This window comes from Bradyrhizobium sp. CSA112 (genome assembly GCF_029051645.1).
In the GTDB taxonomy this organism is placed as follows: Bacteria; Pseudomonadota; Alphaproteobacteria; order Rhizobiales; family Xanthobacteraceae; genus Bradyrhizobium.
In genome coordinates, this window is sequence record NZ_JAACFS010000007.1 from 201,828 (window position 1) to 227,727 (window position 25,900).

At 62.6% G+C, this 25,900-nt stretch carries 23 protein-coding genes; 12 read left to right on the top strand and 11 right to left on the bottom strand.

Annotation, left to right across the window (positions count from 1 at the left end):
- Positions 1–28: 28 nt before the first annotated feature.
- From GWE18_RS16525 to GWE18_RS16540, 4 genes are all read left to right on the top strand, one after another.
- Complete coding sequence (locus GWE18_RS16525; protein WP_275186755.1) at positions 29–577, top strand: cupin domain-containing protein; 549 nt, start codon at positions 29–31, stop codon at positions 575–577.
- A 179-nt stretch (positions 578–756) separates the two neighbouring features.
- Entirely contained in the window at positions 757–1,383 is a 627-nt protein-coding gene (locus tag GWE18_RS16530; RefSeq protein WP_275186756.1) for a hypothetical protein, read from the top strand.
- Positions 1,384–1,509: 126 nt separating this feature from the next.
- Positions 1,510–2,409: a 3-keto-5-aminohexanoate cleavage protein gene (locus tag GWE18_RS16535; protein ID WP_275186757.1), complete on the top strand. Its 900-nt coding sequence runs from the start codon at positions 1,510–1,512 to the stop codon at positions 2,407–2,409.
- Between the two features lie 218 nt (positions 2,410–2,627).
- Entirely contained in the window at positions 2,628–4,223 is a 1,596-nt protein-coding gene (locus tag GWE18_RS16540) for an ATP-binding protein (RefSeq protein ID WP_275186758.1), read from the top strand.
- A gap of 95 nt (positions 4,224–4,318) precedes the next feature.
- On the opposite strand, the gene GWE18_RS16545 is transcribed toward GWE18_RS16540, so the two are convergent.
- Positions 4,319–4,930, bottom strand: coding sequence for a helix-turn-helix domain-containing protein (locus tag GWE18_RS16545; protein ID WP_275186759.1), 612 nt, complete (start codon positions 4,928–4,930; stop codon positions 4,319–4,321).
- Between the two features lie 104 nt (positions 4,931–5,034).
- Between GWE18_RS16545 and GWE18_RS16550 the strand changes: the two genes are divergently transcribed.
- Genes GWE18_RS16550 through GWE18_RS16560 form a run of 3 tightly spaced genes read left to right on the top strand, consistent with a single transcriptional unit; the run spans position 5,035 to position 7,145 of the window.
- Positions 5,035–5,523: a tautomerase enzyme gene (locus GWE18_RS16550; RefSeq protein WP_275186760.1), complete on the top strand. Its 489-nt coding sequence runs from the start codon at positions 5,035–5,037 to the stop codon at positions 5,521–5,523.
- Positions 5,524–5,575: 52 nt separating this feature from the next.
- On the top strand, positions 5,576–6,352 hold the full coding sequence (locus GWE18_RS16555; protein ID WP_275186761.1) for a crotonase/enoyl-CoA hydratase family protein: 777 nt from the start codon (positions 5,576–5,578) through the stop codon (positions 6,350–6,352).
- 7 nt (positions 6,353–6,359) lie between these two features.
- Entirely contained in the window at positions 6,360–7,145 is a 786-nt protein-coding gene (locus GWE18_RS16560; RefSeq protein WP_275186762.1) for a hydratase, read from the top strand.
- Between the two features lie 2 nt (positions 7,146–7,147).
- Here the strand turns inward: GWE18_RS16560 and GWE18_RS16565 are convergent, their stop codons facing one another.
- Positions 7,148–8,038, bottom strand: a complete 891-nt coding sequence (locus tag GWE18_RS16565; RefSeq protein ID WP_275186763.1) for a LysR family transcriptional regulator — start codon at positions 8,036–8,038, stop codon at positions 7,148–7,150.
- A gap of 119 nt (positions 8,039–8,157) precedes the next feature.
- On the opposite strand from GWE18_RS16565, the gene GWE18_RS16570 reads away from it, so the two are divergent.
- The gene (locus GWE18_RS16570; protein ID WP_275186764.1) at positions 8,158–8,589 is read left to right on the top strand and encodes a cupin domain-containing protein; all 432 of its coding nucleotides are present in this window, start codon (positions 8,158–8,160) and stop codon (positions 8,587–8,589) included.
- Between the two features lie 134 nt (positions 8,590–8,723).
- On the opposite strand, the gene GWE18_RS16575 is transcribed toward GWE18_RS16570, so the two are convergent.
- From GWE18_RS16575 to GWE18_RS16585, 3 genes are all read right to left on the bottom strand, one after another.
- On the bottom strand, positions 8,724–8,903 hold the full coding sequence (locus GWE18_RS16575) for a hypothetical protein (protein ID WP_275186765.1): 180 nt from the start codon (positions 8,901–8,903) through the stop codon (positions 8,724–8,726).
- 199 nt (positions 8,904–9,102) lie between these two features.
- The gene (locus GWE18_RS16580) at positions 9,103–9,750 is read right to left on the bottom strand and encodes a glutathione S-transferase family protein (RefSeq protein WP_275186766.1); all 648 of its coding nucleotides are present in this window, start codon (positions 9,748–9,750) and stop codon (positions 9,103–9,105) included.
- Between the two features lie 176 nt (positions 9,751–9,926).
- Positions 9,927–11,180 (bottom strand): MFS transporter, encoded by a 1,254-nt coding sequence (locus GWE18_RS16585; protein ID WP_275186767.1) that lies wholly within the window; start codon positions 11,178–11,180, stop codon positions 9,927–9,929.
- A 265-nt stretch (positions 11,181–11,445) separates the two neighbouring features.
- On the opposite strand from GWE18_RS16585, the gene GWE18_RS16590 reads away from it, so the two are divergent.
- From GWE18_RS16590 to GWE18_RS16600, 3 genes are all read left to right on the top strand, one after another.
- On the top strand, positions 11,446–11,871 hold the full coding sequence (locus GWE18_RS16590; RefSeq protein WP_275186768.1) for a hypothetical protein: 426 nt from the start codon (positions 11,446–11,448) through the stop codon (positions 11,869–11,871).
- 144 nt (positions 11,872–12,015) lie between these two features.
- Positions 12,016–12,477, top strand: coding sequence for a cupredoxin family protein (locus tag GWE18_RS16595; RefSeq protein WP_275186769.1), 462 nt, complete (start codon positions 12,016–12,018; stop codon positions 12,475–12,477).
- A gap of 121 nt (positions 12,478–12,598) precedes the next feature.
- Entirely contained in the window at positions 12,599–13,657 is a 1,059-nt protein-coding gene (locus GWE18_RS16600; RefSeq protein ID WP_275186770.1) for an AI-2E family transporter, read from the top strand.
- Positions 13,658–13,892: 235 nt separating this feature from the next.
- On the opposite strand, the gene GWE18_RS16605 is transcribed toward GWE18_RS16600, so the two are convergent.
- Positions 13,893–14,735 (bottom strand): GNAT family N-acetyltransferase, encoded by an 843-nt coding sequence (locus GWE18_RS16605; protein ID WP_275186771.1) that lies wholly within the window; start codon positions 14,733–14,735, stop codon positions 13,893–13,895.
- Between the two features lie 274 nt (positions 14,736–15,009).
- Between GWE18_RS16605 and GWE18_RS16610 the strand changes: the two genes are divergently transcribed.
- Positions 15,010–15,429: a hypothetical protein gene (locus tag GWE18_RS16610; RefSeq protein WP_275186772.1), complete on the top strand. Its 420-nt coding sequence runs from the start codon at positions 15,010–15,012 to the stop codon at positions 15,427–15,429.
- A 118-nt stretch (positions 15,430–15,547) separates the two neighbouring features.
- Here the strand turns inward: GWE18_RS16610 and fsrB are convergent, their stop codons facing one another.
- The 5 genes from fsrB to GWE18_RS16635 all read right to left on the bottom strand — a co-directional run bounded on the left by fsrB (position 15,548) and on the right by GWE18_RS16635 (position 25,636).
- Complete coding sequence (gene fsrB / locus GWE18_RS16615; RefSeq protein WP_275186773.1) at positions 15,548–16,837, bottom strand: siderophore utilization protein FsrB; 1,290 nt, start codon at positions 16,835–16,837, stop codon at positions 15,548–15,550.
- A gap of 102 nt (positions 16,838–16,939) precedes the next feature.
- Positions 16,940–18,934: a TonB-dependent siderophore receptor gene (locus tag GWE18_RS16620; protein WP_275186800.1), complete on the bottom strand. Its 1,995-nt coding sequence runs from the start codon at positions 18,932–18,934 to the stop codon at positions 16,940–16,942.
- 671 nt (positions 18,935–19,605) lie between these two features.
- A complete protein-coding gene (locus GWE18_RS16625; RefSeq protein WP_275186774.1) occupies positions 19,606–20,991 on the bottom strand; it encodes an FAD-binding oxidoreductase in 1,386 nt (461 codons plus the stop codon).
- A 48-nt stretch (positions 20,992–21,039) separates the two neighbouring features.
- Positions 21,040–22,038: an MBL fold metallo-hydrolase gene (locus tag GWE18_RS16630; protein ID WP_275186775.1), complete on the bottom strand. Its 999-nt coding sequence runs from the start codon at positions 22,036–22,038 to the stop codon at positions 21,040–21,042.
- Between the two features lie 265 nt (positions 22,039–22,303).
- Complete coding sequence (locus tag GWE18_RS16635; protein WP_275186776.1) at positions 22,304–25,636, bottom strand: adenylate/guanylate cyclase domain-containing protein; 3,333 nt, start codon at positions 25,634–25,636, stop codon at positions 22,304–22,306.
- Between the last annotated feature and the right edge of the window lie 264 nt (positions 25,637–25,900).

A 25,900-nucleotide genomic window follows, 5' to 3' on the forward strand; every position in this document is an offset into this window, starting at 1 on the left:
CCGAAACACTTGCAACAGGGATTTGTCGATGAGTGTCGATATCGGTGGGCGACTCCGCTTCGTTCGCGCCCGTCACAAGTTGTCGCAGCGTGAACTGGCGAAGCGTTCCGGCGTGACCAATTCGACGATCTCGCTGATCGAATCGAACCAGATGAACCCCTCGGTCGGCGCGCTCAAACGGATCCTCGATGGGCTGCCGATGGGGCTCGCCGAATTCTTCGCGATCGAACCGGAGCGGCCGCGCAAGGCCTTCTACCGGTCCGACGAATTGACCGAGATCGGCAAGCAGCCGATCTCCTACCGCCAGGTCGGCGACACCATGTTCGGCCGAAGCTTGCAAATTCTCAAGGAGCGCTACGAGCCGGGCAGCGACACCGGCCGGGTGCCGCTGACCCATGACGGCGAGGAAGGCGGCATCGTGGTGAGCGGCCGGCTCGAGGTAACCGTCGATGACGAGCGCCGCATCCTTGATCCCGGCGACGCCTATTATTTCGAGAGCCGGAGGCCGCACCGCTTTCGCTGCGTCGGCGCAAAAGCCTGCGAAGTGATCTCGGCCTGCACGCCGCCGACGTTTTGATGGGCGATCCTGTTCCTTCATTCAATGTTCGCGCGTGAGGAACACCTGGGCTAGCGGTTAACGGTTAACCCTGTCGGCAAACAGCCTGTACGTGGGGCGGGTTGTTACGTGGGCCGCCGCCAAGTTGCCTCATTAGACCGGAGAATTTTCACCAGCGCTAAACAAGCCGGAGGAGCATCATGCTGAGAATGATGTTGTTGGGCCTCCTCATCCCATTGGGTGTAGGCGTGCTGGCGGCAATGGAACTCAGAACTCCAGTGCGTAGTGCAGCAGTGGTCGTCCAGCCCCTTGCCGAGACAACCGTAGGCATGTCCGATTCACATATTTCCGATTCACATGCTGCGTTGGCGAAGGCCGATCGACTTGAATTTGCTGCTGCGAGCAGCGAGACGCCGGCGCAGCCTGCTCTGGAGCATGATCCGGACCCAGAGGGCCGCGTTAGCGAAAAGTCGGTACCGGTTCTCCCTCGCGACAAACGCGGAGATCGTGCTCAAATCACAGAGATCGTGCGGGATGACGATTCGAAGAAAAGTCATCATGCTCTCGTCGACGAACGCATTTCTCCGTCGGAAGGCATCAGTGTCGGTTCTTCGAAGCCCCCGAGGGTGATCAACCGCCATCGGCACGATCCCAAATCAAAGAAGATCACTACCGCCGCCCGTCCCAAGCCGAAGCCAAAGACAATCGATATCAAGCGAACTACCATTTCCGAGCGGCGAAAGGCCGCCAGCGACACCGAGCCCTGTCGGCTAAGCGCGTTTGGTGGCTTGCGCAAGGCTTTGAATTCAGCCGACTGCGAAATCTGATTCATTGGAACGGCTTCGGTGCCTCTAACCTGATGTTGTCTCCAGAACTTCGGGAAAATCGGATATCGCTCGTCATGAGTACATGCCCTATAGATGGGAGGACCAAATCTTCAGGAGAATAATAGCGTGCGCAAGGTCTGGATCGAGGCGGCGCTGAACGGCTCGTGGGGCCGCGCGCTCCAACCCGGCATTCCCGATACCGTTGAGACCATCATCGCCGAGGGCGTCGCCTGCGCGCGTGCCGGCGCCACCATCGTTCACGTCCATGCCTATGATGGCGGCGGCCCGCAGACCTACGACTGGCAGGTCTATGCCCGCATCATCGAAGGTATTCGCAACCAGGTCGATGTGCCGGTCTATCCCTCCTATCCGGCTTTCATAACCACAGGCAGCGACAGCAGCCCGCTCGCCGACGTCGCGGCCCGATTTACCGACCTCGAAGAGCTTGCCGCGCGCGGCCTCTTGGATTTTTCCGTCATCGACCCCGGCAGCGTCAATTTGAGCCTGACAAAAACGACAGCGACCGCGGCGCCCGGCGGCACCTACATGAATCCTGAATCCCAGATCCGGTATGCGCTCGATCTCGCGGCGCGCCACGGCCTGCATACCGACTTTGCGATCTACGAGCCCGGCTTCCTGCGTGCCGGCGCAGCACTGGCGCGCGTGGCCGGCGTCAAGGTGCCGATCTATCGTCTTATGTTCTGCAATCTGGTCGCGGTCGGCTTTCCGCCAAAGCCATATGCGCTCGCGGCCTACCACGCACTGCTGGAGGAGGAAGCGCCCGGCGCGCCCTGGATGATTGCGGGCGTGAGCGCCGATCTTCGCCCGCTGTTCACTGATACGATCGCACGCGGCGGCCATATCCGCGTCGGCCTCGAAGATGCCCCGCTGGGGACGCAGGCGACCAATCTCGAGCTGGTCGAAGAGGCCGTGCGGATGGTGCGCGACCTTGGCGCCGAGCCTGCTACTCCGGCCGAGATGCGGCAGGCGCTGGCCGCGTCCCCAGCCCAAACCCCCGCGAGTTGATTCGATCCCAAAGGCTGCTATTGCCCCTGCAATCAGGCACGCCGGCTCCCGGGAACAACATGCAGGTTCTGATGCCTCTCAGATCGGCGCGACAATATTCGCCGAACCGGCGCTGCGCTTGCGCAGGTTGCAAAAAAGCTGAATAGTTTGCGTCATCCGACGGAGAGATCGGAAGCGTGCGGCTGCGCGCATGCAGCCGCTTGTTGGAGCTTTTTCGCATGTCGAAGCTCACCGAGCACGGCGCGGGCCTGCTGTGGAAGCCGGAATTGATTTGGCTGAATGTCGTTTCCGACGCGATGGTCGCCGTCGCCTTCTTTACCACGGCTTTCGTCCTCGCGTTCTTCGTGTGGCGGCGCCACCGTGAGCTGATGTTCCGGGGCGTATTTTTGATATTCGCGATCTTCGTCGCGGTTTGCGGAGTGACACGCCTGCTGTCGATCTACACCATGTGGGCGCCGGCCTATGAAATCGAGGCCCTCACCAAAGCCTTCCTGGCGCTGATCTCGGTCCCGGTCACGGCAGCACTACTGCTGGCGCTGCCGCGGATCCTGGTGCTGCCCACACGCATTCAGCTTGCGAACGCCTATGCCGCACTCGAGGAGGAAGTCAGGCAACGCCGCGAGGCCGAGGCCATGGTCAAGCGTTTTGAGGAGAAAGAGACCACCGAATCCAAAGTCCTGCAAGCGCAGAAGATGGAAGCCATCGGCCAGCTCACCGGTGGCGTGGCGCACGACTTCAACAACATTCTGACCGTGATCACCGGCACCATCGAAATCCTCAGCGATGCCGTCAAGGATCGCCCACATCTCACTCAGATCACCGATCTGATGGGCGGGGCCGCAGCAAGAGGGGCCGAGCTGACGAAGCATTTGTTGGCCTTCGCCCGCCGGCAGCCGCTGCAGCCGCGCAATACCGACGTCAACGCGTTGATCATCGATGCAGCGCAGCTGCTGCGGCCGACCCTCGGCGAGCACATCGAGATTGAATCGATGCTGGCCCACGATTCCGCACCGGCTCTGATCGATCCCAGTCAGCTCTCGACCGCGATCCTGAACCTCGCCCTGAATGCGCGGGACGCCATGCCCAACGGCGGGAAGCTGACGTTGGAAACAAAGAACGTGGTGCTCGATGAAAATTACGCCCGCCTGAACAGCGAGGTGAGACCTGGCAACTATGTCATGATTGCCGTGAGTGACACCGGGGAAGGTATTCCGAGCAACCTGCTCGAAAAAGTGTTTGAACCGTTCTTTACCACCAAGGAGGCCGGGAAGGGATCGGGGCTCGGCCTCAGCATGGTGTACGGCTTCGCCAGACAGTCGAATGGACATATCAAGATCTACAGCGAAGTGGGCCACGGCACGAGCGTAAAGCTATACCTGCCGCAGGCCACGGGTAGCGGTCCGGAAGAGCCTGCCGGCGAAACTGGCGGATATGCGGGCGAACATAGCGACCAGACGATCTTGATTGTCGAGGACGATCCGCTGGTCCGCAAATATGTCCTGGCGCAAATCACCCGTTTCGGATTCCGCACGCTCGCCGCCGGCAATGCGGCCGAGGCGCTGGCCATCCTCGATGGACCGGAACGCATTGACCTGCTGTTCACCGACGTCATGCTCCCCGGGGGAGTGAACGGCCGCCAGCTCGCGACCGAGGCCGTCAAAAGGCGGCCAGAGCTCAAGGTGCTTTATACCTCTGGTTACGCTGAGAACGCCCTTGTACATCACGGCCGTCTCGATGCTGGCGTGCTGCTGCTGCCGAAGCCTTACCTCAGCGCAAGCCTGGCGCGGATGCTTCTAACCGCGTTGGCATCGTGAGTTCTTCTGAATGGACAGTCGTTCCTTGAGGAGTCACGAAGCCGAGGAGTCACGAAGCCGCGATGACCTGAACGGCAGCAAGCGCGGCTTCGCTGTCACTTCGCCAGCGCGCTTGACAGCACCAGTTCGAGCTCCTGCCTAACATCGTCGAGCGGCTGGGCGCTGCGCGCGGCGCGACACATCGCGACCGTTCCTTCTGTCGATGCGATGACGAGCGCGGCAAGCCGCCGGGCGCGCGCCGGCGCCACGCCCCCGCGCCGCAGCGCCGTGAACATGATCCGCTGCCAATCGGCGAAGATGCTGTCGGCGAGATCGAGCAGATGCTGCTGCGCGGCTTCATCAGACTCGCCATCCTTCTCGGTGGCATCGTTGACATATTGCTCAACCGCGACCGCAAGCACCGGACAGCCGGCCTGGAATTCCGTGCGCTCCAGTGTCCCGCGCCACAGCGCGATGAAGGCGCGCAGGCCCGCAACGGCCCCGCGTGTCTCTGTGAGATGCTGTAGCGGTCCGCTCACCTGTTTGCCCGCAAACACCAGCGCGTCCTCGATCAGTTGCTGCTTGCCGCGCGGAAAATGATGGCCGATCGAGCCGCGCGGCGTACCGGTATGGCGGACCACGTCGCGCATGCTGGTGGCGTTGACGCCACGCCTGCTCATCAGGTCGGCGGCGCCTGCCACCATTTTTGCGCGGGTATTGGACGACATCGGAACTCCCCTAGAGTCGCGTCATTGTAGAATATGACGCTTGACATAGCCAGCCCGGTCACACTATGCCAACTGTCATAACCGGTAGCGGGAGGCAACGATCGATGACGTTTATCCACGTGATGACGCCGCAGGGGCGGCTGACGTCCGACCAGCGGCGCCTATTGGCGAAGACGCTGACGGATGCCGTGCTGGTGCCGGAGGTCGGCAAACTCACGCCGGAGGCGCGCCGCGGCTATCAGGTGCATTTTGCGGAGCGTCCGCTCGACATGATCGCGCATGGCGGAGAGCTGCTTTGTGACAGACCGAGCGACGTCATGGTGCTCGACGTCGTGGTGATGGATTGCTGCTGGACGCGCGAAGATCGCGCCACCGTCATCCGCAACATCCACTCCGCGCTTGCGGAGGCCTGCGGGATGAAGGCGCCCTCGCCCGCCTGGTGGATCAATTTCCGCATCATCGAGGAAGGAAGCTGGGGCTCACGCGGCGGCGTGCTATCGTTCATCGACCTGCTCGACCACGGCGCATCGCACTTTTCGCCGGAGCGCGCCGCGGCGATCCGCACCGCGCTCGCCGTCAAATACGAGCGCTAGCGGACACCCCGCACCGCCATTTCCAGGACATTCAGGACCGAGAGGGTAGACCATGAGCGAAGGAAAGATCCGCACCGAGCCTCACGACCGCATTTTCAAGATCATCATCGACAACCCCGCCAAGAAGAACGCGTTCTCGCCGATCATGATGGAGCAATTGTCGGACGCCCTGACGGAACTGCACAACAATGACAGCTATTGGGTCGGCGTCATCTGCGCCGAAGGCAAGGATTTCACGGCCGGCCTCGACATGCCGAAATTCTTCGGCCCTACTGCCGAGAAGCGGAATATCAGGGAAGGCAATGTCGATGTGTTCGGCCTCGGCAAGCGCTGCAAGAAGCCGATCGTGTCAGCGGTGCAGGGCATCGTCTTCACCATCGGCATCGAACTGATGCTGGCGGGCGACATCGTCGTTGCCGCCGACGATGCCCGGTTCTGCCAGATGGAATCCAAGCGCGGCATTGCGCCGCTCGGCGGCGCGCATTTCCGCTTCCTGTCGCGCACCGGCTGGGGCAATGCGATGTATCATCTGTTCCTGTGTGATGAGTTCACGGCTTCGCGCGCCCGCGAGATCGGATTGGTCCAGGAAGTGGTGCCGGCAGGCCAGCAGATCGAACGCGCGATGGCGCTCGCCGCGATTATTGCCGGCAATGCGCCGCTCGGCATTCAGGTCACCAAGGAAGCGGCTCTGAGATATGTCGAGCAGGGCGAGCAGGCCGCCATCGCCTATATTCCGACCGTGCGCGAACGCGTGTTGAACAGCGCCGACGCAAAAGAAGGCATTCAATCCTTCATCGAGCGGCGCGCCGCGGTGTTTCAGGGACGATGAGGCGAACGTGAAAGCAGTTTCCGGAAAACAGGAAGAACTGGCGAACCTGCTCGCGCACGCGCGGCGCAACGTGAGCCAAGTGACCCTGCCCGATGATCTCGTACCTGAAACAGCCAACGTTGCCTACGCGGTCAACCAGTTCGTGGCAGAACGGCTAGGCTGGGAACCGCTGGGCTGGAAGATTGCCGGCACGACGGACGCCGTGCGCGGCAAGCTGCAACTGGACGGACCAATCTATGGCCGGACGTTCCGCCGCTTTGCCTGCACCTCTCCCATACGTTTCAAGGCGGCGGAATTGCTCGACCCGCTGATCGAATGCGAGTTCTTCGTCACGCTCGCGCGCGACCTGCCGCCGCGCGACGAGCCCTGGACTTTTCCCGAGACGATCGAGGCGATCGCCGAGGTTCACGCCGGCATCGAAGTGGCGGAATGCCGCTATCCGAGAAAGGCCCTGCCGCCGCTGCCTGCCATTCTCGCCGACGGCAGCGCGTCGGGACGCTATGTCTTTGGCGACAGAATCGAGAATTGGCGCGAGGGACTTGCGTCCATGCCGGTCCGGCTCGAGATCGACGGGGTCTTGCGGCGCGAGGGCGTGGGCGCCGACGTCATGGGCGATCCGCTGCGGCCATTGTGGTGGCTGGCCGAACAGCGCCGCCAATGGGGCGACGGGCTTCGCGCCGGCGAGACTGTTAGCACCGGCTCGATGACTGGCATGCTGCCGGTACGCGGCGGCCAGCATGTCCGCGCGCGGTTCGGCGAGGCGGCGACGATCGAGATCACGATCGATCTGTGACCTCATCCGGTCAAAATCGATTTCAGCGCGTCGCGCTGCTCGACGATGAAGTCGAAGAAGGCGGCGATGCGCGGCACGCGGCGGATATCGGGATGCGTCAACAGCCGCCAGCTTCGTGTCAGCTCCGGAACGGGGCCGAGCACGCGGACCAGATCCGGCTCCGCATCGCCGAGCGCCGTCGGCAGCGGCCCTAACCCTGCGCCGGATTTCACCGCGGAGACCAGGCCAAGCACGCTGTTGTTGCGCACCGGCATCCTGGCTTCAGGTGCGACGTCCTTTAGCCACTTCGCGGCGCGGTGATTGGCCAGTGTCTCGTCGAAGCCTACGAGAAAATGTTGTGACAAGTCCTCGACGCGCGCCGGCTTGCCATGGCGCTCGACATAGTCACGGCTGGCGTAGACGGCCCAGAACGAATCCGCGATCTTGCGGCCGATCAGCTCGTCATCGGTATCGCCGGAGCGGAAGGCTATGTCCACCTCCCCCTTCGACAGATCGAGATAGCGGTCGCTGGTAATGAATTCGACGCGCAGATGCGGATGGCGGGCATGGAATCGGTCGATCAGGCCCGACTGCGTCATGCGGATGACGATCGGCTCCGGACAGGTGACGCGGATCGCGCCCTTCATGTCCTGTTCGACATCGGTTGCCCGCCGCTGGAAATCCCCGACCGCGGCCTCGATGCGTTCGGCGAAAGGCAGCAGCGTGGTGCCGTATTCGGTCAGGCGATGGCCGCTCGCCTGCCGTGTCACCAGCGCCTGCCCGATCCGACGTTCGAGCTCTTCGAGCCGGCGATGCACGGTCGACTGGCTGGTGCCAAGTGCCTTGCCGGCGGCAATCGTGCTGCCATGGCGCGCAACGGCGAGAAAATATTTCAGGTCGTTCCAGTCGAACATGCGCCCATTATGCACTTTTGGAGCGGGCCCTAGCAATCTTGCGGCTCCCGCGGCACGGCTATGTCCCCTTAAGCTTTGCATCGAAACAACGCGGCGATTGGCCAACAAAGGAGCTATACATGCGCAGCCATCTCCTCCCGGGCATCGCCCTGCTCGCCGGTATCGGCATCAGCAATCCGGCGCTGGCGCAACAGCACGGCCCGGCAGCGCCCAATATCGCCAAGCCCAATATGGTGCTGCAGCAGATTGTCGATGGATTGCCCACTGACAACAAGCAAACCGTGCGGGTCATGACTGCAACGTTCAAGCCGGGCGACAAGACGGTCTATCACACCCACCGTTTTCCGGTGACGGTCTATGTGCTGGAAGGCGCCTTCACCCTCGAACTCGACGGCCGACCGCCGCTCACGGTCAAGGCCGGCGAAGCGATGGTCGAACCGCCAAAGGTGCCGATGACCGGCTATAACCGCAGCGCCACCGAGACGACCAAGGTCGTCATTTTCTATGTCAGCGCCAACGATACGCCGTTCCTGGACTTGCACTCGCACTAGGCGTGCCTGCCATTGCGGCGACAGCCACCATGCGGTCGAATTCATAACCTCCGATATTGCCGAGCGCGAGCGTCATCGGATTATCCTCCCCGAGAAAAAACTCAGGCTATGCCCAATCCTAAGAGCATCATGCCCTAGTCTTCGTCCGGCTCGCGCACGACCGGCGGTTCATTGTCATCGTCCTCTTCGTCCTCTTCATCCTCGTCCTCGTCGTCTTCTTCGGGATCCCGGGGCGGTATCGTGTCGTCCATGATCGCGAAGAGACTCCAGTCGATCAAGCTGGTGGGAAATTCCTCTGATGTGTGTGGGGTCATGTTGTTGCTCCTCGGGTGTTATACCTCCCCTTCGGCTCCGGTTTCCGCATCGAAATGCCATTAAGAGCCGGGCATCCGTTCAGGCGCTCTGGAACAAGCGGATAAGTGACTGGGCGGTTCCCTGGTTCCAAAAGGACATCTCCGCCGCGCCGTCAACGGATCGGAAAAACCCGGATGACAACTTCGAGCCGGACCTCAATCAGCCGGCCGGCGGCTTGTTAACCGCCAACTGAGCGTCGAAGGCACGCTTGTAGGCGGGCCGCGCTTCGCCGCGGGCCACATAGGCGGAGAGGTTCGGATATTCGTCCAGCAAACCCGACGCTCTCAACCTGAGCAGCACCGACACCATCATCAGGTCGCCCGCGCTGAACGCGCCATCGAGCCAGTCGGCATCGCCAAGGCGAGCGGAAAGCTGGCCCAGCCGGTCACGAACGCGATCCAGGACCAGAGGCATACGTTGTGCGGTCCAGGGCTTGTCGCCCTCAAAGATCCTGGCGGTCATAAGTTCAAGAATTGGCGGCTCCACCGTGCTGAGCGCGGCGAATATCCATGTGATCGCGCGCGCCCTTGCATTGGCATCGTCCGGCAACAGGCCCGCATGGTGCTCCGCGATATGGAACACGATCGCCCCCGTCTCGAACAAGCCGAGATCGCCTTCCTCATAGGTCGGAATCTGCCCGAAAGGATGCAGCGCCAGATGTGCGGGTTCCTTCATCGCTCCGAACGAAACAAGACGAACCTCGTAAGGTTGGCCCACTTCCTCCAGCGCCCAGCGAACGCGCGTATCACGCGCCAGTCCCTTGCCGCCATCGGGTGACCGGTCAAAGGCGGTAATGGTGATGGTCATCGTCAGGCTCCTCCCTGGAGAAAATCATAGGCTGCGGGGCTGGCAAGCTGTCAAGGCAAACTCACCGAGATTGATTGGCGGCGTATCTCAATGCGCTACGACCGCTGCGCTCGCACGCGTTTCAGAACGCCTGACCAGCGTCAGAAATCCACACGCTGCCGCGCGTGTGTGCGTATTCAGGTGGCAAAGCCGGTGCCCGCATTTGCGGAATGCCCGCGCGCCCGCATCAACAACAACAGCATCACCGCGATGTTCAGCGCGTTCCACGCCAGCCCATTGGCGAACGCGGCGGCGTAGGAGCCGGTGGCGTCGAAGATCGCGCCGGAAATCCACCCACCGAACGACATGCCGAACACGGAGGCGAAGATCACGATGCCGACGCGGGTTGCGGCCTCCGACGCCGGCATCGCCTCGCGCACGATGATTGCGTAGCTCGGCACGATGCCGCCCTGGAACAGGCCGAACATCGCGGAGATGATGTAGAGCGAGATCAGGCTGTCGAAGAACAAATAGAACAACAGCGCGGTGCCCTGCGCCACCGATCCGATCAGCAGCGTGCGGATGCCGCCGATCTTGTCGGCGAGGAAGCCCGAGCCGATCCGGCTGATGATCCCAAAACCCAGCATCAGCGACAGCATTTCGGCGCCCCGCGCCACGCCATAGCCGAGATCGCCGCAATAGGCGACGATGTGAACCTGCGGCATCGACATCGCCACGCAGCAGGCGATGCCGGCCAGCGACAGGATCGCCGTCAGCGCATTGGTGGAGAGCCGCAAGTCGACGCGCGGCGGCGCCGCGTTCTCGTGATCGCGCTGCGCTCCCGCCCCCATCAGCATGCGCAGGCCAACCAGCGCCAGCGTCATCGCCACCGCCGTGAAGATGCCGATCGCGATGTGGCTGGTGCGCCAGCCCATCTGCTCCATGCCGAAATTTACCAGCGGCGGCCAGATCGCACCGCCGATGTAGTTGCCGCTGGCGGCGATGGCGACCGCCAGCCCGCGGTAGCGGTCGAACCAGTGCGAGGCCTCCGCCATCAGCGGGCCGAAGGTCGCCGACGAAGAGAGCCCGATCGCAAAATGCACCAGGATGAATTGCCAGATCGAGGATGACATGCCGGCTACGACATAGCCGAGGCCGAGAATGCCGATGCCGAGACCGATCGCCGTGACGATGCCGTAGCGGTCGGTGATCTTGCCGGTCAGCACCCCGCCGGAACCAAACCCGAGCATCACCATGGTGAAGGCCAGAGAGGCGGCGCCCCGGCTCGCCCCGAACTCCGCCTGCACGACGGGAAGCGCGACCACCACCGACCACATGCCGACACTGCCGAGCGAACCGATCAGCACGGCCACGGCAAGCCGGGTCCATGCCCGACGCGAATCGGGAACGAACAGGTCGGAATCTCGAGTGAGTTCAGAAGAAATTGCCACGGCGGACGCAAGTTCGTGGTCTATTCGCCTAAGGTCAAGCCACAATGGCGCGATATTGGGCATGCATATGTGGAGGGACGACCTCCGCCGTCATTCCCGATGTGCAATTGCACATCGAGGATGCGCGCCCTGGCGCAGGCCAGTAGCGAAATGGATTCTCTGATGTGCAACTGCACATCAAAGCTCGTGCTTCGCACGCCCCGGAATGACAGAGAGAACGAGCTGCCATCTTGGCGAAATCGATAGCGGGCACTAAATTGTCGCCATGTTCGTTCGCTTGACGAGGCCTGTGCGCGCCAAGGCGGGGTGGTTTGTCGCCCTGCTCTATCTGTTTTGCGTGCTCGCGCCGGGTGTTGCGCTCGCGCTCGGCGACGCCGCATCCTGCCTGATGGTCAGGCTGCAGCCGGTCGCTGCCGCGCATGTACATGCGGCTGCCGCGTCGCAAGGGCATGATGAGATACATCAACATCACGCCGATGCGGACAACGCCACGCAGGAGCACGCCAAGCATCAGCATGACGGCAAGGGCTCGCCGGGACCCTGCTGCGCCATGCTCTGCCTTTCCGCGATCGCGGCCGATCTGCCGGCCATCGCAAAACCCTCGCAGCCGGTTTCGACCTGCGCTTCCGAGAATTTCCAGCGCCTGCCGGGCAAAGCGCCCCCTCTGCTCTACCGCCCTCCCATCGCCTGACCTGACGTAACGACACCGGCAGCCGCGCTTGCGACTGCGCGCGCATGCCGTGGTCCGTCAGAGCGTTCAACCATGCCTGCGCAGCTTGCGGCGTCTTGTGCCATTGCGCAGCGCATCTCCGAAAAACACGAGAAAGAACATCGAATGAAAATCACTGTGACAATCCTGCTGGCGCTAACCGCGCTTTCAGCCCTGCCGCGCCTGGCGCACAGCCATGACCAGCACGCCCACCAAAGCTATGCGGCGGGCGAGCCCGGCGACCCCAAAAAGCCTTCCCGCACCATCGAGGTCGGGATGAGCGAGATGGCCTACGCGCCCGCCAGCATCGAGGTGAAGCGCGGCGAACAGATCCGCTTTGTGATCCGCAACACCGGCGAGGATGACCACGAATTCCTGCTCGCCACCACGGCAGAAAATCTGAAACACGCCAAGGCGATGATGGAGAACCCGCACATGGAACATGACGAACCGAACGGTGTTCGGCTTGCACCGAAGAAGTCGGCCGAGATCGTCTGGAAGTTCACCAAGTCAGGCACGTTCGAATATTCGTGCCTGATCCCCGGCCACCGCGAGGCCGGCATGGTCGGCCAGATCCTGGTGAAATAGGTCCCGGTGAAATGAGCCACAGCTAAAAGCGACGGCGGCATGCCGGTAAAAGTTTCCTGTTTTCGTCGCCCCTGATCCACTACAACCGGGCCCAATCCGAAAGCTGGGAAACGAGACCGCCGTGCGAAGGATCGAAAATCAGACGTTCCTGCTGCTGCTTGCCGCCGTCACGCTGGCGTTCGCCTGGGTGCTGTACCCGTTCTATGGCGCCGTTCTCTGGGCGATCGTCGTGGCGGTGATCTTTGCGCCGGTTCATCGCAGGCTGCTCGCGGCGACGAACGGCCGGCGAAGCCTTGCTGCCGCGATCACCGTTCTGATCATCATTGCGATGGTCATCCTGCCGCTGGCGATGATCGCGACGTCGCTGGCCCAGGAAGCATCGAGCCTGTTCGCGAAGATAAAGTCCGGCGAGTACGATTTCGGCAGCTACCTGCAGCGGATCGTCGAGGCCCTGCCGGCATGGGCGACCGGGCTGATCGAGCGGCTCAACCTGACCGATTTTTCAGCCCTGCGCGAAAAGCTCGCATCCGGCCTGATGCAGGGCGGGCAGGCTCTCGCCCCGCAGGCGCTCAACATCGGGATGAATACGTTCGACTTCGTGATCGGGCTCGGCATCATGCTGTACCTGCTGTTCTTCCTGCTGCGCGACGGCAGGGCACTGGCGGAACGAATCAAGGAGGCCGTTCCGCTGCAGCGCGCTCAAAAGGCAGCGCTGTTCGCCAGATTCGCCGACGTCCTTCGGGCGACCGTCAAGGGGGGCGTCCTGGTTGCCTTCATTCAAGGGGCGCTCGGCGGCATCGCGTTCTGGTTCCTCGGAATCCACGCAGCCCTGCTATGGGCCGTGCTGATGGCGTTCCTGTCGCTGGTCCCGGCCGTTGGCGCGGCGCTGGTCTGGCTTCCGGTTGCGATCTACTTCCTAGCGACCGGCGCCATATGGCAGGGCATCGGGCTGATCCTCTACGGCGTGCTCGTCATCGGCCTGGTGGACAATTTGCTGCGTCCATTCCTGGTCGGCAAGGACACCAAGCTGCCGGACTACGTGGTGCTGATCTCCACGCTCGGCGGCATCGACGTCTTCGGCCTGAACGGTTTTGTCATCGGCCCGCTGATCGCCGCGATGTTCATGGTAAGTTGGGAGATCTTTTCCGCATCGCGGCGAACGCGGCAGGATAGCGGTTAGGCGCTACGCGTCATCGGTTTGCGACCCGCATTAAAAGTGCTTTCTCCGGCGGACCATCCGATTTCAAGCCAGGCGTTCCCAGCGCGAACGCGGTCACGAGCAGCAGAATGCTCGCGCAGATAATATGCAGATAGAAGTGATCCATCGCCACTAACACGCAAAGGTGCTACCCGTTCCCGGGAACCGGTGGTTGAGGCCCGATTTATTGCGCCCGGATCCAACCAATCCCGCGAACCTACCCCAATTCAAAGCTGGTGACGCCGAACACCCGTTCCAGCCGCAGCGGCGGAATCGCGCCGGTGTACATGCGGGCCGTCTCGAACACCGGCGTTAATCCCAAATCCTGCGCAAGCGCGACGGCGTCGCGGTTGATGCCGGGCACGTCCAGAAAAATCTCGCCGCCGCCCACCTTGGCGAGCAAGGCGGACAGCACCGTTTCGGCGGTGGAACGGTCATCGGCCACCAGCGGGCCGATCTTAAAACCTTTCCGGCACGGACGGATCACACCCCAGCCGGCAAGCGTTCCATCCCGCGCCAGCGCGCAACCGGCATGCCCGGGCGCGCCGATCCAGGCCCGCAGGAACCCAGATCGCGACGCCGGAAACACCGTCGCATCATCCGCCTCCACCGCCGCCAGCGGGACTTCGCTCAGCGCAACAACACCGGCGCGCGGCGCATCCGGCGCCGCGACCGTGCCGCCATAGCGGACGTTGGCGTAAGCGAGCCTAAACCCGGACTTTCTGTAAATGTCCTGCTGCGCCACCACGCCATCGAGCCCGATCACGCGCGGGCCCGCATGCGCGATGGCAGCATTCCATATGCGCAGGCCGTAGCCGCGGCCGCGCAAGTCCGGCCGCACGATGTAGAAGCCGAGAAAGGCAAAGCGCGCATCATAATTGACGCAAGAGACGGTCGCCGCCGGCGCGCCATCGAGCTCACCGATGAAGAAGCCTTTTGGATCGACAGAAGCAAAGCAGTTGTCATCGGCGAGGCCAGGATTCCAGCCCTCGGCCGCGGCCCAGTCGATGGCGAGCGAGATTTCGTCCGGCCGCATCGGCCGTATTGTGAAGGTGTTCATGACGATCCTCGAATATGCGTCTCCAGCCGTCATTGCGAGGAGCAAAGCGACGAAGCAATCCATCTATCCTCGCGCGCGGAAAGATGGATTGCTTCGCTCCGCTCGCAATGACGCCGTTGCGCAATGCCTGCGCCCTCAACTTGCAATGCGGCTGCACTGTGGGCAGTCCAGAAATGGCACACATCTTGGCGCAGAATATGATTGCGCCGTGCGGATTGTTTAGCGAAAATTAATCATGCTGGCTGGCGAGGCTGCGTTGTTGGAGGTTTCAAACATGTACCGATCATCGCTCACGCTGGCCTTTGTGGTCCTGTACTCGGCGGCCGGCGCGGCCAGCGACCTGTCATCCGTTTACGTGGCGCCGGGCGGAATCTACGCGCCTTCAGCGGACGTCTATGTGCGTCCGGGATCGACCCATCATCGGCCTTACGCGGAACCCGGTTACGGATATCGGCCCTCTTACGGAGCGCCGGCCCCCGTATACCGCGCACCGGCGGCAGTGTATGGCGAATACGGACCGGCCTATGCCGACCGCGCGCCCGCCTATCCCGAGCGTTACTACGCTCAGGATCGCTACTACGCGCAGGAACGCGACTATACATTGGAATATGCGCCGAGGCCGCCTCTGCCCGTGCCCTACCGTGCGCGGGCGCGATGCGACGACGGCTATGGAAGGTGGGCCTACTGCGATTAAAGCACGTAGGTAGGATGGGTGGAGCGCAGCGATACTCATCACCCTCTGCGCACGCTGATTGATGGGTTTCGCTTTCGCTCTACCCATCCTACGCGGCCGCGGAACGCGCTCGACAGTGCTATTCCGCCGGCGCGAGGTGTCCGGTCGAACGTGTGGCGGCAGTCTCGCGCCTCCGGACACGAGCGCGGCGCTTGCGCCACCAGATCACGACGCCGGTCACCGACAGCGCCGCGACCACCAGTCCCATGATCGAAATCAGGATGCGGCCGGGCAGGCCGACGATGCGGCCGGAATGCAGCGGGAATTGCGCCTGCACGAAGATATCAGCCGCGGTGCCGACCCACGGCAGTCGCGCGCCGATCGGGCGTCCGTCCTCGCTGTCGTAATAAAGCTGCGCCGGGCCGACGCCGCCTGCACCGTGATCATCGCCGGGGTGGAAGAAGGCCGCGGCATATACGCCGTGGGCCGGGCCATAATTGATTGAGCCGACCGGCGTGGTCCATCCGCGGCTCTTGCCGTCGGCCGCCGCACGCGCCGCGATTTCCGCAAAGGTGACCTTCGGTTCGATCGGATCGTCAAGATGCCGGTACGGACGCTGCTCATACGGCGTCGGGGTGTAGTCCGACACCGTCTTCATCAGGGGCGAGAACACCTCGAAATATAGGTTGAGCGAGAACGCCGTAAAAGCGATCACGAACAGCAGCGCCCAAGTCCACAGGCTGAGGGCGCGGTGGATATCGAAGTTGATGCGATAGGCACTGCCCGAGGTCTTGATCTTCCAGGCCGCCGCCCAACGCGCCCAGAAGCCACGGCCGAGCTCGCGCTCAACGGCAGGCGCCCGCTCTGCCCCGGCGCGGCGACGCGACGGCAGCGTCAGGTAGAAACCGACGAAGCAATCGATGGTCCAGATGATGGCGATGACGCCAAGTACGCGCATGCCCCAGCGATCGCTGCCCCAGAACTCCGGAATATGCATGGTGTAGTGCAGCTTGTAGAGGAACGAGACGAAGTTCTCGCGCGTCACCGGCCACACCGCGCCCCAGTAGCGCCGCCCGAGTTCCGCACCGGTGTTGGGATCGAGGAATATCTGATTGTAATCGAGGTTGAACCGCTTGCCGGTCGCGGGGTCGATCCGCGGCAGCACGAAGAACCACAGCGAGTGGCCTTGTTCCGGCGTCATGAACATGTGGATGACGCGCGCGCGCGGATCGCGCTGCTCGATCAGCTTGACAAGATCGACGGAAGGAATCGCGGAACCGCTGCTGGTCACGTCGAACAAATTTTTGTTGAGCAGGTCATCGAGCTCGTGATCCCACGAGATGATCGCGCCGGTGATTCCCGAAAAGAACAGAAAGCCGGCGGTGAGAAGGCCGGCCCAGCGATGCAGTCGCCCGAAGATCGATTTCATGGCTTTCGCCCGTGCTGTTGGGGTTGCCTCAATTATCAAACATCGTCACCGCCGATCGACCGACCGGCGGTGACGTATCCGTCGCTGTGTGTCGCGGCCTATTCACCATCGATAGGTCAGCTTCGCGATCGCCTTGCGGCCTTCGGCGTAGAAGCAGCTCGTGTAGCCGTAGCAGGCCGCGACATAGCGGGTGTCGGCGATGTTGGTGACGTTCAGCGCCAGGCGGTAGTTATCCTTGGTGTAGGCGAGCAACGCATCGACCGCCGTCGACGCCGACACCTTGAAGGTGTTGGCGTCGTCGCCGAAGGTCGAGCCGACATAGCGAATGCCGCCACCGACCTGCACGCCGGCAAGCGGCCCGTCCTGCACCGTGTAGTCGCTCCACAGCGAGAACCGATTGAGCGGCACCGTGGTCGGCGCCTTGCCGACATTCACGGGATCCTGCGTGACCACGGCGTCGATGTAGGAGTAAGCGCCGCGGATATTGAAACCTTCCACCAGCGTCGCGGTGCCTTCGAGTTCGACGCCGCGCGATTTCACCTGCCCGGTCTGCTCGGGAACGTATGCCGGGGGCGCCCCGAAGGTGACGACATTGGCCCGCGTCAGGTCGAAGGCCGCCAGCGTGATCAGCGCATTGATCCCGACCGGCTGGTACTTTACGCCGACTTCATACTGGACGCCGGTTTCCGGCTTCAGCAGTTCGCCCGCGGCGTTGACGTTGAGCACCGGCAGGAACGATTCGGCGTAGCTGAAATACGGCGCGATCCCGTTGTCGAAATTGTACATCACGGCCGCACGGCCGGTGAATGCCGAAGCGTCCGTCGTGGCGGAAGTCCTGTTGAGGTGATTGTCGAGGTCGGTCGTGGCAAAATCCTGCCGGCCGCCCAGCAGGAACGAGAGCCGGCCGAGCTTGATCTGGTCCTGCGCGTAGATCCCCATCTGCGACTGCTTGACGCCCTTGTCGTCGTATGGGCCGTCATTGGTCCATGTGTTGGTATAGACAGGCGCAAACACGTTGATCTTGCCGGTGCTGTACCCTGAAGCTGCGTCCCGGAACGAGGTGTTGCGATAGTCGATGCCGAACAAAGTGGTGTGGCTCAAAATGCCGGTGACGAACTTACCCTGGAGCTGGTTATCGACCGCGAAGGAGTTGATGGTCGATGCGCCGCCGGCGCCGGCGCGCGACATCAGACCTGCGGCTTCGTCGGCCGGCGAGGCGTAGCTCAGACCGTAGAAGCTCTGCTGTTCATTGTGCATCCACGAATAGCGCAGGTTCTGCCGGAACGTGATGGCTTCGTTGATATCGTGCGAGAGCAGGTAGCCGACTGATGCCTGTTCGGTGTCAAACTGGTTGAAGTTCGGCTCACCGCCGAAAAAGGTATTCCGGATGAAGCGGCCGCTATTGGCAAACGCGGTGCCTGATGCCGGCAGGAACTGCAGGCCCCAACCGGTTGTGTCCTTTTGATAATTGGCCAGCAGCGTGATGGTGGTGTCGTCGTTCGGCTTGAACGTCACCGCCGGCGCGATGAAAACGCGGTTGTCCTTGGTGAAATCGACCTGGGTTTCGCCGTCGCGGACAACACCGGTCAGGCGCCACAACACGGTGCCTTCCTTGTTGGCGGGGCCGCCAACGTCAAACTGGCCCTGGTAGCGATTGAAGCTGCCGCCCGACACCGACATCTCGCCGAACTGGTAGGCCGTGGGCAGCTTGCTGACATAGTTGAGAATGCCGCCGGTGCCGCTGCCGCCATACATCACCGAGGACGGCCCCTTCAGCACTTCGAGTCGCTCGGCACCGTAGGCCTCGAGGCCGAGGAAGTGCACGTATTGGCTGCTGGGCAGCCGGAGGCCGTCGAGATAGAGGCCCAGCATGGTCATGTCGAAGCCGCGGATCTGCAAGCCCCCGAAGCGCGTGTCGGAGCCGCCATTGACGTCGCCGCTGACGCCCGCGGTATAGCGCAGCGCGGCACCGACAGATTCCGCACCCTGGTTCTTGATCTGATCGGTGGTGACGACGGAAATCGACTGCGGGGTTTCGATGATCGGCGTGTCGGTCTTGGTTGCGCTGCCGGTGCGGGTCGCGACGAAGCCGCGCACCGGACCATTGGCGCGCTCGCCGGCGCCTGGGCCCACTGCGGCCGCAGCCGGTGCCGCTTGCGGCGTGTTGGCTGCGCGATTGGCGCGCGCGGCGCGCGTGGTCGCAGCGCGGCGGGAGGGCCGGGCTGCGGCTGGGCGCGCCTGCTGCGGCGGCGCGTCCACGGTGACCGCAGGAAGTGATGACTGCGCCAGCGCGGTACCAGTCTGCAGGGAGAGGGTAAGTCCGCTGACTGCCCCGAGGCAGATCATTCGCATCAGTTGAAGTCGAGTGGCGGAAAGCGAAGAAAATCCAGTTAGTGTCACCCTGCGATACCCCGAGGCCTGCCGGCTTGGCCGGTATGATTTTTTTGAGGCCTCGCTCTAACGCAGGCTTCTTCGGAGTACGATAGGTGGTTGCTAGAATTGCTCCAGATTGCGCGGTTCCTGCTCACGCACTGCGAGTGATTCTTTTCGCAGATCGAAGTTCTAGTTTATCGATGACAGCAGTTGCGATTTGCGGACCGTTAATGCAAAATACGCGCTGCTGCGGTCGCGCGAATGCCGGACTACGTGGTGCTGATTTCAACGCTCGGCGGCATCGAAGTCTTCGCCTGAGCGTTCCTTCTCGATGAAAAAGGAGCGCTCCGACTACCCCTTAGGGCGCGATCGACTTCGCGCGGCAGACGTGATGGTCACGAGTGCAGCGGCCTGATGTTTTGGTTCACGCGGAAGAAATTCGTCGGGTCGTATTTGGCTTTCAAGGTGACGAGACGATCGTAATTGTCACCGTAGGTGGCCTTGAGTCTGTTGTCATCTCCATCGTCCATCATGAAGTTTACATAGCCGCCCTCAGCCGAGTAAGGATGCACGGCCTCCCAATAGCCTTTGGTCCAGCGGGTGATTTCGCCCGCCTTTTGCGGATTGGGATCGATGCCGGCGATGACCATCGACCAGGTCGCGTCGCGCGTGTTCCAGGCGGTGTCTCCCTTGCCGATGCGACGGACAGCACCGTCGATCGGATAAAGATGCATGAGCGAGAGGGTGCTCGGCAGTTTCTGCGCCTGAGTGACATGGGCATCAATCGCTTCGTCAGTCAGTTCTTTCACGAAATCGCCGCGCCAGTACCATTGCAGACCCTTCGGGAAGAACGGGTCGAACATGGACTGGAGGGTTGGATAGGGCATTTCGCCCATCCAGTTGAAGAGCGGTGGGGGCAGCGTTCCGAGTAACTTGGCCATGACGGCCTGACCGTCTTCCGTCGGGCCATTGTGGCAAGCGATGATGGCGCAGGCGCGCTTGCCCTGATGCTCCGCTGGGAACGGGTCCATCGGTGGAACGGTCTTCAGGCCGACAAAGGCCCCAAGCTCCTCGGGAGCACCGGGCAGAAAATCCCTATACCTCTGCATAACCGTCCGGGCATTTTCGAGATCCCAGAAGACTGGACCGGCGTAGACCATGTTCACCGGATGAGCCTGGAACAGGAAGCTTGTCACGATGCCGAAATTGCCGCCGCCACCGCGCAAGCCCCAGTAGAGGTCAGCATTCTCTGACTTGTTGGCGGTGACAATGCGACCGTCGGCAAGCACGACATCCGCCTCAAGCAGATTGTCGCTGGTGAGGCCATACTTGCGGGTGAGGTACCCAGTGCCGCCGCCAAGCGTGAGGCCGGCAATACCGGTCGTCGAGACGATGCCGGCCGGCACGGCGAGCCCGTAGGCATGCGTAGCGTGGTCGACATCGCCTTGCGTGCAGCCGGGACCGACGCGGACGGTGCAGGCGGTGGGATTGACCCGCACGCCTTTCATCATCGACATGTCGATCATCAGCCCGTCGTCGACACTACCAAGGCCCGGCCCGTTGTGACCGCCTCCGCGGATCGCGACCTTGAGATCATTCTGCCTCGCAAAATTGACGGCAGTGACAACGTCAGCGACGTCGGTGCATCGCGCAATCATCTCAGGGCTCTTATCGATCATCCCGTTGTAGAGGCTGCGCACGGCATCATAGTCGACGTCTGTTCGCCTAATGACGGGGCCGCGCATGTTGCCGATGAAGGTTTCAGTGGCCATGGCTTGCATGATCTCCTCCTCTTTCACACAATGATCGGCCAGTTCGGCTAGGTGGACTTAAGTGGGACTTACGCCGTCCCAGCTCCAATCGCTTGAGAGCCAACTGAATGCTGTGCCGGCGCGAACGACATGGCCAATCCCGGGGAACGGGAGATGGTAGGTGGAGACCATCACCTTCTCGCTCGCACATCGGTCGAGGAAGGCTCGGCGTGTCTTCGCGCCTTGGTCGAGATCCAAGTCGAACCCGACGCGCCAGTCGGGGCGCTGCAAGCTGACGGCGCGGTGCCCAACAACGTCTGCCGTACAGAGAAGCTGGCTGGAACCGGACGCGATCTGCACCGAGGTGTGCCCCGGCGTGTGCCCGGGCGTCGCTATCGCCGTGATGCCCGGGACCACCTCGCCGTCCGGCCTCACAGTCCGGATGCGATCCTTGATCGCCGCGAGCGTTTTCATGTTCTGGCTATAGATGCCGCCCCAACGAGCATGATTTTCCAACGGATGCTGGGGCTGCATCCAGAAGTTCAATTCCGCTTCGCCGATCACATACTCGGCGTTTGGAAAGGTCCGCTCGGTGTCAGTCGCGTCAGCGACCCCCCATAGGTGATCCGGATGGGCATGCGTGATCAGGACTGTGTCGACCTCGTCCGGCTTGATGTCGGCGGCCGCGAGGTTCTGCAGTAGACGGCCAGCAGTCGGCTGTGGCTTTATCTTTCCGCGGGAGCCTGCGTCGATGAGCACAAGGCGCTCACCCGTATTCACCGCCAAGACATTCAATTGGAGCGTAGATTTGTCCGTCGGCTGGAAGTCTGACATAAGGACGGCGTCGCGTTCCGCTTTAGTCGCTTCTGGCCACAGCGCCTCCGCTGGAAAAGCAATTGTGCCGTCGCTCACGACCGTGAGTTGGAACTGTCCGAGACTGAACCGGTAGAATCCTGGCACCTGACTTTTTGAGACTGGTGCGCGAGCATGGGCACCACCTCCACTCCATGCCCCACCAACGAGGCCAACCACTGCGCTTCCGGTACCTGCAAGGAAATAACGACGATCAAGCGACATCTTCTCCTCCCTTGAAACGGTGTTTGACCGCGGGACGGCAGAGATCGCAAACGATAGGGGCCGCTCCGCAAGCGGCAGTACGGCTTCAACCTACTTGGCTGTTATGCTTTTAGCTTAGCACGAGTGTTTGTAGCTTAGCACGATGGTGCTCAGATTAAACCCGCTTCGCTACTCGCTCTGATCAATTCTTCATCACTGCTTCAACGGTCGACGGGACTCAATTTGACCGGAGCGGACCTCCGCAAAAACTCCGTCTACATTCACATCACGTTTCTTGCTGGCGGCGGGCCCGTTGCAATAACGCGAGCGCCCCAAGCGCAGGACCGATGCCAAGGCGCTCGGCCTCTGCCAGCAGGTCGCCAAGCTCGCATGTCGCCCCCTGTCCGGTGCGGCACCGGCCATGCGCACCAGCAGCGCGTCCATATCGGACGAAGAAGTCGGCCCAAGGTAATGGCTCTGGCAGCGTAAAGTCCTCCAGTGCCGCGCTGTAGCGCTCCGCGCCGTCCCAATCATGAGAGTGCAGCGATGCGTCGATCGCGTATCGGAAGAACCACAAATGATTGTGGCCGACAGCGCCCTTGCGGAGGATCTCCTCTCCTTCCGCCAGCGCCGCAAGACTTTCAACCGGATCCTCGCTTGTCACCGCGATGTGGCCGAGAATCCACGGACCCACAAAGCCGACCCCGGTCTCACGGCTGATCGTCAAGGCACGGTGCAGCAGGTCCATCGCCTTCGCGCTGTTCGCCTCTGCGCGAGCGACCATGGCCAGATCGTTGAGGCTGACCGCCTCGAACCTCCTTGCGCCAAGCTGCCGAGCGAGGACCAGCGCCCGCTCGGCATGCATCTTCACATGGGCAAACTCGCCGGTGGTGCGAAACACGTTGCACGCCGCGTAATGGGCGATGATTTCCGCACGGTGATGCCCGACCCGCGCCGCCAGTTCGACTGCCATCTGGCTCGTCGCGATCGCATCGGAAAATTCGTTGAGGTACACCAGCGTATGCGCGACCATGCTGAGATTGGCGACTTCGATGCGCCCTGCGCCGGACACTCGCGACAGTTCCACGCACCGACTGAAGTGCCGATGGGCGCTGGCCATCCGGCCGCGCGCGTACTCGGCATCGCCCAAGCCACCAAGCGCACGCGCCTCGATCTCTGGCGAACGGGCAGTTCGGGCGCAGTCGAGCGCCCGCTCATGCTCCTGCAAGCACTCGACGAGCCTTCCGAGGGGGAAGCAGAGATTGCCCCGCAGGTGGTGGATCCGCGCGCGCTCCGCCGCGAGGTCGTCGGTTGCCGCCGCGGTCGCGGCCTTGTCCAGCATCGCAAAGGCCTCGTCGAAACGATCCGTCACGCGCAGGCCGGCAGCGAGCCCAAGCCAGGCTCTACACCGCTCGATGTCAACATCGGCGACTGCCAAGGCCTGCTCGAAAGCGGCAATCGATTCTGAGATTGAACCGAGGTCATGCAGAATTTCGCCTCGGAGCAAGTGCAGCGCGCTCAGATCGCTCCGTTTCCTGGCCAAGGCCACCCCGCGTTCGACAAGACGCAGGGCCCGTTCGGTCCGATACTCCGCTGCCTGCGCGCGTGCCGCTTCCAGGTAGGCCCGTGGAGCGTCACCGTCATCGCCTCGATCGAGATGCTGTGCGCACAACATCAGGTCACGGCTCCTGAACCAATCTGCCGCCCGCCGGTGCAACTCGCGGCGCCGGCTCCTGAGCAGCGTGTCGTAGACGCCCTCCTGAATCAGCGCGTGGGCGAAAAGAAAGTGATCGCCCTGCGGGCGCACCAGGAGATGCCGCACCAGGTCGGCGCAATTCCAGCCGGGCTGGTCGAGCAGAGCTGCCAACGCTTCGGCAGTAAAGCGCTGGCCGAGAACTGAGGCTGCTTGCAACGCCCGCTTGTCGGGCGACGCAAGCCGATCCAGGCGCGCCTGTACCAAGCTCCGGATCGACCCCGGCACGCTGCCCTCGGCGCTTTCCTCGGCATGCCGCAACAGTTGCTCCAGAAACAGCGGATTGCCGTCGGCCCGTTCGACGCAACGCTGGGCGAGCTCGCCTAGTGCGTCGAAATAGGCCTCGGCGAGCCCGTTGGCTTCGCTCGGCTGAAGTGGGCCAAGGTCAATCGTCACGATCGGCTGGCCGGCGATCGTCGGACCCCAGGCCTCATGGAGCGGGTCGCGCTCGAGCCGCGAGGTCATGACCAGAAGCGCCGGACATCCAGCGACCGTCTCGGCGAGGTTCGCCAGATGATCGAGAGTCATCTGATCAGCCCAGTGCAGGTCCTCAATCGCCAGCAGCCGAGGACGACGGGCGCTCGCGCGGGTGACGAGTTCGGCGACGGTCGCCCGCTTGCCGCGGTTGCGGGCGGGATTGTCCATCGCATCATAGAGCGTACGCAGCTCGGTCGATTGTGGCACGTCAAGGAGATCGTTCAGGTACACCCGCCGCTCGTTGGTGAGCATGCCATCCTCGATGGCCTTCTCAGCCGCTACCTCGATCTCTTCATGGCTGCTCTGGCCCGTCAGACCGAGCAGGCTGCGAACCAGCGAGCGGATTGCGTCCTGACCGGAGCCTATTCCAAAGTCGAGCACCAGCCCACTGTGACAGGCGAAGTTCTCCCCTTCGGCCTTTGCTTGGAACTGTTCGAGCAGGCGGGTTTTGCCGATGCCAGCCTCCCCGCGGATGTAGATGGCGCGGCCGCATTTCGTGTCGCGGCACTGGGCCAGCGCCGCTTCGAGCTGCCGCAGTTCGCGGGTCCGTCCGACAAAGGATTGGCGGCCCGAGCGGGCCGGCTCACGAAAGGCGCGCAGTCGCCACGCCCTGACCGGCTTTGCGAACCCTTTGATGGCGAGCTCACCGATCTCGGAGCATTCGACCCGTTCGGCGAGCGCACGGTAGACTGAATCCGAAATGAAGATCTCGCCCGTGGGCGCCTTATCCTTCAGGCGTGCGGCTAGGTTCACGGACTCGCCGGTGACCGTGTATTCAACATGACGCGCGCTGCCGGTGCCGCTGGCCATAACCTCGCCACTGGCAATGCCGATGTGCACGCCAATAGGGCGGCCGAGATCGGCCGCAAGCATGGGCATGCGCCGCCCGATATCGAGGGCAGCCCGGACACATCGCTCAGGATCGTTACCATAGGCGACCGGAGCACCGAAGACCGCCATCACACAATCGCCGATGTGCTTGTCGACAGTCCCACCGTGATCGACGACGCTTGCGTCGGCAAGATCGAAGAAGCTTCCGAGGAGGGCATGGACTTCTTCAGCGTCGAGTTCGTCGGCGAGCTTCGTTGAACCAGCGAGATCGGCGAAGAGCACCGTCACCTGCCGCCGCTCAGCCTCCGGCAGAGGCGAAGCCACCCGCGATATCGAGGCCGGTGCGCCCGGGTCAAGAGAAAGCGTCGGCGCGGCGCCACTACGCAGCGCTGCGATCGCGGCAAGCAGCTTGCGGCGGTGGCCCACCGAAGTGACGCCAATCCCGATCAGGTCGTCGGCCGTCAGGTCGGCAAGTACCTCGGCATCAATGTCGTTCTCGCGGAACGCCTGTTCGTATTGCCCCAGCCCCAGACCGTGCAGCCAAGCCGCAACTTTCATGGGCGCCTCCTGGCCGGATTCCTCCGCAGAGCACTTTCAGCCTAGTCCAAAATCTCAGATGGCGCTGCGAAATGTTAGCGCAGCCAAGGTGGCACCGGACCCGGCACATTCACGAGTCCTGCGCCCTCTTCTCTTTGGGCGAAACGAATATTGCAAAGCCCGGACGAAACGCGCCGCGGGAATGCGGAGGTGTGTCGTCATTCCGGGGCGCGCGCAGCGCGAGCCCGGAATCCATCAAGCCGCAGAGCAGGTGGTGAAATGGAT

What these genes read in the sequence shown, in the direction of transcription:
- fsrB (WP_275186773.1), bottom strand. Translation starts at nt 16,837, where the DNA reads ATGAAATCGATCTTCGGGCGACTGCATCGCTGGGCCGGCCTTCTCACC.
- GWE18_RS16575 (WP_275186765.1), bottom strand. Translation starts at nt 8,903, where the DNA reads ATGACCCCACACACATCAGAGGAATTTCCCACCAGCTTGATCGACTGG.
- GWE18_RS16610 (WP_275186772.1), top strand. Translation starts at nt 15,010, where the DNA reads ATGTACCGATCATCGCTCACGCTGGCCTTTGTGGTCCTGTACTCGGCG.
- GWE18_RS16555 (WP_275186761.1), top strand. Translation starts at nt 5,576, where the DNA reads ATGAGCGAAGGAAAGATCCGCACCGAGCCTCACGACCGCATTTTCAAG.
- GWE18_RS16570 (WP_275186764.1), top strand. Translation starts at nt 8,158, where the DNA reads ATGCGCAGCCATCTCCTCCCGGGCATCGCCCTGCTCGCCGGTATCGGC.
- GWE18_RS16580 (WP_275186766.1), bottom strand. Translation starts at nt 9,750, where the DNA reads ATGACCATCACCATTACCGCCTTTGACCGGTCACCCGATGGCGGCAAG.
- GWE18_RS16540 (WP_275186758.1), top strand. Translation starts at nt 2,628, where the DNA reads ATGTCGAAGCTCACCGAGCACGGCGCGGGCCTGCTGTGGAAGCCGGAA.
- GWE18_RS16605 (WP_275186771.1), bottom strand. Translation starts at nt 14,735, where the DNA reads ATGAACACCTTCACAATACGGCCGATGCGGCCGGACGAAATCTCGCTC.
- GWE18_RS16595 (WP_275186769.1), top strand. Translation starts at nt 12,016, where the DNA reads ATGAAAATCACTGTGACAATCCTGCTGGCGCTAACCGCGCTTTCAGCC.
- GWE18_RS16625 (WP_275186774.1), bottom strand. Translation starts at nt 20,991, where the DNA reads ATGCAAGCCATGGCCACTGAAACCTTCATCGGCAACATGCGCGGCCCC.
- GWE18_RS16530 (WP_275186756.1), top strand. Translation starts at nt 757, where the DNA reads ATGCTGAGAATGATGTTGTTGGGCCTCCTCATCCCATTGGGTGTAGGC.
- GWE18_RS16545 (WP_275186759.1), bottom strand. Translation starts at nt 4,930, where the DNA reads ATGTCGTCCAATACCCGCGCAAAAATGGTGGCAGGCGCCGCCGACCTG.
- GWE18_RS16635 (WP_275186776.1), bottom strand. Translation starts at nt 25,636, where the DNA reads ATGAAAGTTGCGGCTTGGCTGCACGGTCTGGGGCTGGGGCAATACGAA.
- GWE18_RS16630 (WP_275186775.1), bottom strand. Translation starts at nt 22,038, where the DNA reads ATGTCGCTTGATCGTCGTTATTTCCTTGCAGGTACCGGAAGCGCAGTG.
- GWE18_RS16590 (WP_275186768.1), top strand. Translation starts at nt 11,446, where the DNA reads ATGTTCGTTCGCTTGACGAGGCCTGTGCGCGCCAAGGCGGGGTGGTTT.
- GWE18_RS16550 (WP_275186760.1), top strand. Translation starts at nt 5,035, where the DNA reads ATGACGTTTATCCACGTGATGACGCCGCAGGGGCGGCTGACGTCCGAC.
- GWE18_RS16565 (WP_275186763.1), bottom strand. Translation starts at nt 8,038, where the DNA reads ATGTTCGACTGGAACGACCTGAAATATTTTCTCGCCGTTGCGCGCCAT.
- GWE18_RS16525 (WP_275186755.1), top strand. Translation starts at nt 29, where the DNA reads ATGAGTGTCGATATCGGTGGGCGACTCCGCTTCGTTCGCGCCCGTCAC.